We start from the raw sequence: 6,320 nt of genomic DNA, 5'->3' as shown, positions 1-6,320 counted from the left end.
GCCCGCGCACGGCTGAACGCCGTGCCACTCACGACACCCGCGCACCATCACATTGCCTCAACTCGCCTCACTCGCAGGCAACTTGACAGCGCCCGTAGGAGACCTCCACACCGCGCTCGAGCATCAGCTCCTCGACATCACGGTAGGAAAGGGAAAACCGGTGATACAGCCACATCGCAGTGCGAGATGACCTCCACCGGCTACCGGTGCCCCTTGTACGACGGCGCGGTGTCCACGAACAGCCCCCAGGATGACCAACCCGAAGATCATCTCACGGGCCCAGATCAACGTGACAATGCCCTCGTCAATCATGCTGCAGTCCCCTGCGCGGCAGCGCCCCCAACGCCCAGCTGCCACACCGAACTCATTCTGAAACGATCAGGTAAGTCATAGGCAGGTGGTGGATGTGAACACGTCGCCAGCTTTGACCGGACCTGCGCCATCCACCATGTCCGTCCAGGCTACGGTGTATCCGGACGGCACTGAGAACTCCTCCCTGTACCCGCTTGAGCACTCCTTGATCCACAAAAAGGTTCCGGGAGTAGGGCTGGTCATGCGGGCCCAGTTCGAGCGGCACGAGGGGCTGTAGCGGAGTTGGATGTTTCCCCTCGAGGTGTTTATCTGCGTCACGGTGTACGCATCAGCACTACAGCCGGCCTGGTCGGGATCAAGTCCCCTGCAAGCTGCGCTGTAACAACCGGGTGCTGGAGCAGCCTGGGCAGCAGGCGCAAACATCACGCCCATTGCCGTGATCAGGACACCAAAGCCAGCGGTGATTGACTTTTTCACCACATATCTCCTTTAAGTGGTGCCGTGACCGGCGCCTTCCGATGCCGAGACAGCATCGCTCAGCGCAATAACAGTGGACCGTTTGCCCGTTAGGTGAAAGATCCTTTTCAGCTACTCCTGCAGATCTTCACGCTCACAGACTTCTTGCGGTCGGGGGACGATAGTGTTATGGAGCCGCTTTAATCCTGTGCCGGGGGCCATGGGGTGGCTTGGCCCCCGGGCGGCGAGGTCGGCGGCGTAGTGGGCCCGGATGTCCGTCTTCGGGGGACAAGTTCTCCTCGTTGGGGCGAGATTCCCTCGGGCTACCCGACTGTCTACGGCATCACATGATCGTCACGAATCGGGCGATCGGGATACACGCCGGGGCCCTGGCTGCCCTATCGGCTCAGGTTTCTGCGGAACTCAGGTTCCTATGCGCCTACCTCCGACTGCCCTAAACCGCCGAATCCCGCCCGCTGGCGAACGGTGCCGAAGCCCGCCACACATATCTGGCCCTGCGGGAAGTCCGGCACACCATCATCCGGCTCATCCGCGACCACCTCCGCCTGCGGCCTCCAGCATCACCACTCGTGGCAAGGCCACGACTTCGACTTCACAGGCGTCACCTTCGACGGAGGGGGCCTCTCACAGACAGTGCTTTCCGGCGGCACGGTCAGCTTCGGCGGGGCGGCGTTCTCCGGCAATGCCAGTGCGGGGAGTCCGAGGCGATGGTGGTGATGTCGTGCCCCGGCACCGTCTTGGAGCGGGCCGCGAAGGCGGCGTTGCTGATCGCGGCCCGGTGGCCTTCAGCGCGACGACAGTCAGGTACGCCGGCGCTGTGCGGTGCCGCGCAGTTGCCGTTTTCGCCGCCCTCGCCGGCCGCCGGATGCCAGTGAGGCGCCTGTCACATGACGGTGGGGCGGGACAAGGCGGTCTTGGTGTCCGCGCTACGGCGGGCGGCACGCCTTGTTATGCAGCGCAGGGTTTTTCTGCGTATTCGTCATTTATTTTGTTTCGTGCTTGATATGGCCTGGGTCACATCTGTTGGTGCGTAACGAGGGTGCGGCAAGTGTGTTGGGGTGACGTGTTCCCCCTGGCGTGGTTCCCTACTGAAAAGTCGTCCTGCAGGGCCCTCGGAATTCGGTGACAGGCTTACGTAGCCCGCGTTCCTGCTGCCTCAGCCGATTACTAAGGCTTTCGAGCTGGTAAACCGGCCCGTTACGTGCTCGCGGGCATGTGAAAACCCTCGCCTGTGTTACTGAGGAGGAGATGGAAGATCATGGGATCTCACTCGAAGCGCGGTAGTTCCGGTCCGGTTGACAAGGCGGGGCGAAATTTGTTTGCCGCTGCGCTGATCGGAATTTCAGGAGTTGGTGCCGGCCAGTTTATTGCGGCCCCCGACGCAAGTGCTGTCGGTGGCGAGTTGGATGGGTATACGAAGCAGCAGTGGAGCGAGGCTCCCTTCATGGTGAAGTTTGAAAACATTATGGATTCTGGCAATGGGCGGCCACAGCCGGCAAAGGGAAGTGGGTTCTTCATTGCTCCCGATATTGTGGCCACCTCGGCGCATGTTGTCACGGATGCCAATGGCGTATTGAAACCCGGCGATGTAAAAATTAGATATATGGACGAGTCTGGCAAAATTCGCATAGCGGAGATCGACAGGATATACAAAAACCCTACGTATGAGCCCGGCGTTCATGAAGAAGATGCCGCGATCGTCAAGCTGAAACGACCGGTAGGTGCCACGTACCTGCCGATATCTGGCGATAATGCTGTGTCCGTATCAGACGCGATAGACAGTGCACGCGTGTTTGGTTGGCAAAAGCTGGACAATAAGAGAGATTTCTTAGCGCATGCTGGATTGTTGGAGCGTTTTCCAAAAAAGTGGACTACTGGCACGAGGTGGCTCGACCCGAATCAGACGGGAAATACAGTCAAAAGTGGAGGCACTGGCGTTTTCGAGTCGCCACATGGGTTTACGGCGCCTTCGAAATCGTCACAGCTGAGCTCGCGCGTTTCGGGCGGAGATGCCATTTTTCCGGGCGACAGCGGTGGGCCGCTGGTTGCTCTCGATGACCGAGGCAGACCCGTCGCAGTGGGTATCAATACTTTGGTGAGTCCTGGCCATCGCTCCTATTGGGTGAAGACTGAAACTGCTTTACAAGGAGCCCTTGCTGAAGCGCGTCGTCTTCAGGGTGTTAAAAGGGATTTAGCGCATTCGAATGCTAGGGCGTGGACGGCGCCTTCTGGGTTTTTCGGTGCGAGTCAGCCGGGGGCGGGCGGTTCGGGGCAGCAGCCGGTGGAGTCCAGGGTGACGGGGGAGCGTGTGGGTGCCCCTTCGGATTCGGTGGCGCCGGGTCGCCCGGTGCCGGATCGGCCGTCGGCGCCGGATCGCTTTTCGTTGGGCAGTGATTTTGGTTCGTCTCCTTCGTCGTCGCGTCGTGGGTCGTTGCATTCTGTGGGGCCGGAGGCTGTGGGGGAGCGTGTGGGGGGGCCGTCGGTGCTGGATCGGCCGTCCGTGCCGGATCGCTTTTCGTTGGGCAGTGATTTTGGTTCGTCTCCTTCGTCGTCGCGTCGTGGGTCGTTGCATTCTGTGGGGCCGGAGTCTGCGGGGGAGCGTGTAGGGGGGCCGTCGGGTTCGCAGAAGCCGGATCGCATGTCGTTGGGCAGCTTTGATTCGCCTGTTTCGTCGCAGGGTTCGTCTGGGGGGCCGTCTGCGGAGGTCTTCAGGCCGTCGTCGGAGGTGGAGGGTAGGGGTTTGGGGTCGGCCGCGCCGAGGGGGGGTGGGCTGGGTCCGCAATCGCAGGCTCTGCATGCTCCGCAGGGGGGTGGGGTGAGTGGTTCGAGTGGTTTGCGTGGGGTGTCGGGTGGTAATGCGCTGGGTTTCAGAGTGGGAGTGGGGGGCGCTGCTGGGGCTTATTTGGGCACTCAGGTTACTGACAAATTAGTCAGGCCGTTTCTGGAAAAGATGGACAGGGACTCGTGTATAGAACAGGCTTCTTGCTGGCCGGTCGAGGTCCGGGGAAGTTTTGCTGATAGGTGGTTTGCTTTGCCGGAGTCCGAGCGGACTTCGGAGAAGGGTAAGCAAATTTCTGAGGAACTCAGGAGTGAGTTCCGAGAGCGTGTGACTTCGGCGGAAAATAAGGAGTTACGTGATGTCCCTTCCAGGCGGGAGAATCTCAGGGAGGTAGAGAGCGCTCTTGATGATCTCCCGGAGAATGCAGTTACGGGTGGTCTGGACGGTTTTAACGCAGGACGGAGTGCGCGGTCGAGGTACGGGGAAGCCGATCAAGAGCGGAATACACTTGTCAACGATAGACAAAAGGAATGGGAGGCCTACAGCCGGAGTCATCCCGGGGCGGACCCTGACAGCTGGGCTTCCTCTTACAATCTCGGCCTGACTGGGAATGCGTTCAGGTATCGCCCAGGCCTAACGCCTTGGCAAATCCTCAATCCGTTCGAATACCATACTGTTAACGCCGGTATGGAAGTGAACCAGGCTCGGTCCTATACGGAAACACTCAATGGTGCTCCGCTGAAGTCACTTCAGCCGACCCAGTCGGCCGCGGCGCCGTCGTCTCCGGTTGACAAGTTGCTTTCGCAGGATGTGGGCCCGGCTGAGAAGCCGTTGGTCTCGGAGAACTCTGAGAGCGTGGTTCCCGGGCAAGGCCGGGTGAAGCAGCCGGAGGCCGGGGTTGAGGCGGCGCCGCAGGCGCCGTCGCAGCTGGGGCTGGGTTTGAAGTCTTCGGGTGAGGGTGCTGGTGTGCCGGCTGTTCCCGCGTCCAAGGATGTCCCGGAGGCGGATGCACACACGCCCAGCAAGCGGAGCATGCCGGTCCCGTCGCAGGAAAACAGCCCCCACGCACCTAGCGCGCCAGGTGAGGGAGCCTTGCAGACGCAGGCCACCGGGCCGGACACGCCGCAGCCGCAGAAGCTGGGAAGCTCCGTGCTGAATCCGGGGATGGTGCAGCGGAAGCTCGGCGAAAGCGGCGAGGGTTCGTCGGCTCAGGCCGCGCAGGAGCCGACGCCGGTTCAGCAGAACCACCAGCTGCCCTCCCAGGCTCCGGCACCTGCTCATGGCCCGGCGAATGCCCCCACGGCTCCCGGGGTGTCACTGAGCGCCGAAAAACAGCAGTCCCAGGCTCCTGCACCCCAGGCACAGCAGCAGGACCCGCTCCAGCTCCCGCCCGTGCAGGCTCCTGGGAGCCAGACGCTCCAGCTCCCGCCCCTGCAGACTCCTGCAACCCAGACACAGCAGCAGAGCCCGCTCCAGGAGCCGGTGGCGGAGCAGCCGGTTCCGCAGCAGGGGTTCAGTGGGGGGCAGAGCGGCGGCTACAACACCGGAGGGGGTGATGTCGGCGGTGGTGGTTCCTGGTGATGTTTGTTGTCACCTGAAGGACCCCCAAGGTGCCGCTTAAAGCTGCGGGGCTTCGCCGAACTCGGCGTCGGTGTCGGTGGGTTCGGGTCCGTCCTGCTGTGGGAACTCTGTGGTTCCCCTCGTAGCGTAGAGCCGTGACCAGTTGGGGAGTTGGGGGTCATGGTGGGGAAGCGACAGAAGTACGATCCGGAGATGCGTGATGGCGCGGTCCGGATCGTGCTGGAGACGGGCAAGCCGGCGGCGGAGGTCGCGCGGGATCTCGGGATCCACGAGGCCACGCTGCAGAACTGGGTCAGCAAGGCCCGGGCCGCTCAGGAATCCGGGGACGGGCCGCTGCGGGAGTCGGAGCGCGAGGAGCTGATCCGGCTGCGTTCGAACGCGAAGGAGCAGGCCAAGCGCATCGTCGAGCTGGAGATGGAGCGTGAGGTTCTCAAACGCTGCATGGTCTTGTGGGTGAAGTAGCTGAGGCGGACCCGGCGCAGGTGGTCGGGGTGATCAGCGACTGCAGGGCCAAGGAGAAGATCCCGCACACCGTGGCCTGCCGTGCGCTCGGCGTGTCACTGGCCTGGTACTACAAATGGCGTAAAAGACCCGCGAACCCGACGAAACGCGAGGCCAGGCGGGCTGCGTTGACCGAGCGGATCAAGCACTTCTTCACCGTCTCGGGCGGCACCTACGGATCCCCCAGGATCACACTCGATCTGTGGGCGGAGGGCTGGCAGGTGTCCGTGAACACGGTCGCCGAGATCATGGCCGAGCAGGGCTGGTACGGCCGCCCGCCGAAGAAGCGCAGGTCGTTGACCCGGCCGGGCAAGCGCAAGCCGCCCGCGACCTGGTGGGCCGGCACTTCGACGCCGTCGCTCCCGACGTGCTGTGGGTGGGCGACATGACCGAAATCGACACCGGGGAGGGAAAGCTGTACCTGGCGACCACGCTGGATCTGCTCTCCGGCCGCTGCCTGGGCTACGCGATGGACGCACACCACGACGCCGCCCTGGTGTCCGCGTCCCTGCAGATGGCGGCCGCGACCCGCGGCGGCGTGGACGGAGTGATCTTCCATTCGGACCGCGGCAGCGAAGGCGGATTCAACTGGTCGTCGCAACACCTTGATCACGGAGGTGTGCGATGGGCCGAGACGAGAGGCAGAAGGTGCCGGAGGCGCCTGCGGGGG

The 6,320-nt window shown here is 62.8% G+C and carries 5 protein-coding genes and 2 pseudogenes; 5 read left to right on the top strand and 2 right to left on the bottom strand.

All coding sequences use genetic code 11. The annotated features are described in order from the left end of the window. Positions 1-70 precede the first annotated feature (70 nt). Positions 71-175 (bottom strand): annotated as a pseudogene (locus ACZ7NC_RS44060) (IS6 family transposase); the annotation flags it as partial. 212 nt (positions 176-387) lie between these two features. Continuing rightward, the gene (locus ACZ7NC_RS44055; protein WP_471497717.1) at positions 388-735 is read right to left on the bottom strand and encodes a DUF2690 domain-containing protein; all 348 of its coding nucleotides are present in this window, start codon (positions 733-735) and stop codon (positions 388-390) included. 1,312 nt (positions 736-2,047) lie between these two features. Here ACZ7NC_RS44055 and ACZ7NC_RS44050 point away from each other — a divergent pair. From ACZ7NC_RS44050 to ACZ7NC_RS44030, 5 genes and pseudogenes are all read left to right on the top strand, one after another. Beyond that, positions 2,048-2,875, top strand: a pseudogene (locus ACZ7NC_RS44050) (trypsin-like serine protease); the annotation flags it as partial. Positions 2,876-4,660: 1,785 nt separating this feature from the next. Then, positions 4,661-5,149, top strand: a complete 489-nt coding sequence (locus ACZ7NC_RS44045) for a hypothetical protein (protein WP_471497719.1) — start codon at positions 4,661-4,663, stop codon at positions 5,147-5,149. Positions 5,150-5,308: 159 nt separating this feature from the next. Continuing rightward, a complete protein-coding gene (locus tag ACZ7NC_RS44040) occupies positions 5,309-5,611 on the top strand; it encodes a transposase (RefSeq protein ID WP_471497715.1) in 303 nt (100 codons plus the stop codon). Next, a complete protein-coding gene (locus ACZ7NC_RS44035) occupies positions 5,599-6,039 on the top strand; it encodes an IS3 family transposase (protein ID WP_471497713.1) in 441 nt (146 codons plus the stop codon). The genes ACZ7NC_RS44040 and ACZ7NC_RS44035 overlap by 13 nt, the downstream gene beginning before the upstream one ends. After that, the coding region (locus ACZ7NC_RS44030) for a DDE-type integrase/transposase/recombinase (RefSeq protein ID WP_471497711.1) at positions 6,036-6,320 on the top strand (285 nt) is incomplete at its 3' end. The genes ACZ7NC_RS44035 and ACZ7NC_RS44030, both read left to right, overlap by 4 nt.

Source organism: Streptomyces sp. NPDC111802, from assembly GCF_055634335.1.
This window is presented reverse-complemented; position numbering and strand designations above follow the sequence as displayed.

What these genes read in the sequence shown, in the direction of transcription:
- ACZ7NC_RS44055 (WP_471497717.1), bottom strand. Translation starts at nt 735, where the DNA reads ATGTTTGCGCCTGCTGCCCAGGCTGCTCCAGCACCCGGTTGTTACAGC.
- ACZ7NC_RS44040 (WP_471497715.1), top strand. Translation starts at nt 5,309, where the DNA reads ATGGTGGGGAAGCGACAGAAGTACGATCCGGAGATGCGTGATGGCGCG.